At 45.6% G+C, this 1,967-nt stretch carries 1 protein-coding gene; it reads right to left on the bottom strand.

From position 1 onward, the window contains the following. Positions 1-131: 131 nt before the first annotated feature. Positions 132-794 carry a hypothetical protein gene (locus D9N13_RS14105; protein ID WP_290591418.1) on the bottom strand — a complete coding sequence of 221 codons (663 nt, stop codon included), beginning with the start codon at positions 792-794 and terminating at the stop codon, positions 132-134. Positions 795-1,967 lie beyond the last annotated feature (1,173 nt).

The following is a 1,967-nucleotide window of genomic DNA, read 5'->3' as shown; positions in this document are numbered from 1 at the left end:
ATAATGTGCAACCCGAGACCACTCGTCCTCTTCGAGGAAGGGCATATCTTTGTGGCACTTAAAACAATAGTATTCTTTCATTAGTGGTTCTGGTCATTGCTGGTATGTAGGACGATTGCATAACGCCTAAATCAGCCGCGCGCTTTTTGCGTCGGCTGCATTTTCTTGTTAGCCATTAATTCGAGCAGAGACTCAATATCACGATCTTGCTCTGGCTTTATATCAATATGTGAATGGTAAGACTGTTGGTCAGGCCCCCAATCAAAATAAATTCCGGTATTTGGTTCCGCTAGTTTCTCAGCCTGTGATTCAGATATGTATAGTTTTACCGATGAAAGCTGTTGAAGAGAAGCATTGCCAACCATCTTTGCAAAAACTACCAAACTGTAGGAGCCTGATAAAAATTGAAAATTAGCTCCGTCTTCAGGCAATAGAAAATGATGGTCGTAAGTAACTCCCTCTTGAGGTATAAACAGGCCACTACCTCGCTTCAAGTCTCCTTTCTCTCCGTACACCCATATATTAAAATTTTGTTTTGATTCGTTGCGATGTAGGGCAATGTGAAGGCTCTCGATAACCTGGCCTTTTTTAGAAGTGCTATACAGGAGCGTACGCAAGTAAACTTTGTTTTTTTGGCTGTCAAACCGAGAGCCATCAGGCCCAAAGAAAACCACAGTTGGCTGGGTCATAACCAGCTTTCCTTTTCGGAACAGTGTCAGCCACGCCGTGGTTGCAGAAACCAGCAGCGCTAAGCAAGAAAAGACGAGACTTATTACATACAATTCTTGAGGCAAACTTGAATCTCCTTTTGATGGCTAACGCCCTACATAACCGGCGGCGCTGCGCGGTAAAAAATGGTGTTATCGTGAGCGCTAGCGAGCACACCATTTTTTGCCGCGTAGCGCCGTCCAGTGCAGGCTGAAAGCCGGAACGATGGTTGATGTAATTGTTAGGCTAGCCCCGATACCTGTTAAACACTGAAATCAAATTACTTACAGCAAAGCCTAGAACCACCATAAGCGCTAAGTGAAACGTGATAAATCTTGCTTCGCTAATGGAGTTCATCATCTTATAACTATCGTTTACGACCAAGTACGCCATAGCCAACACCAACCCTAAGTAAACCATCGGATACGCAACAATTAAAATCATAGCCAATTTTAGTGGAGATAGGCCATGAAGAAGCCCCGTGTACTTCAGAACCACCCACAGAGTAAATAAGGCAGTGCTCGCAATCCCAAGACTTACATAGTTCGTATTGTACGAATACTCGCTGTAAAATGAGTAATTTAAACAATATATTACCGATGAAAGCCAGGTTACAACTACCCCGACAAGATTCCCTTTCATATAAGTACTACAAAGCCCAAAATTAGCCTAACGCTGAGGTAACCGGCCCAGCTGCGTTGTGCCAACATGTGGTAAAAAGCGAAGCGACCACATGTTGGTGCGGCGTAGCTGGGTCCGCGTTGACCGGATAGTTAAAACGGTGCTGGAACCAACCTGCCAACAACCGCGTTGTGGCGCGAGCGCGCCACCCTAAACTCAACGAACATGACAATTAGAATACCGTAATTGCCAACACCAATACACCCTACTACAACCACGAAGAACGTACGGTTTGAGGGTCGACCTTCAACAGCCTGGCAAACCTATTTAGAACTACGAAATCTACGCTTTAGATCTGCTGGGATAATACGATTGCGATACCCATTGCTGGTAGAGTTCAACGAACGTGATCACTATCAACCACTCAAATCTTTGATACCACTACCCAACCTCAAAGCGCTCCGGCGAAGCCGAATATCACTTAAAACGAATCAAACTACAGGGCACCATTTAACGCTGAGGTAACCGGCCCAGCTGCGTTGTGCCAACATGTGGTAAAAAGCGTAGCGACCACATGTTGGCGCGGCGTAGATGGGTCCGCGTTGACCGGATAGTTAAAACGGTGCCGGTACCAACCT

It is taken from the genome of Ketobacter sp. GenoA1 (genome assembly GCF_003671475.1).
Taxonomy (GTDB): domain Bacteria; phylum Pseudomonadota; class Gammaproteobacteria; order Pseudomonadales; family Ketobacteraceae; genus Ketobacter.
The sequence above is the reverse complement of the archived record's forward strand: the minus strand, read 5'-3'. Positions and strand labels throughout refer to the sequence as shown.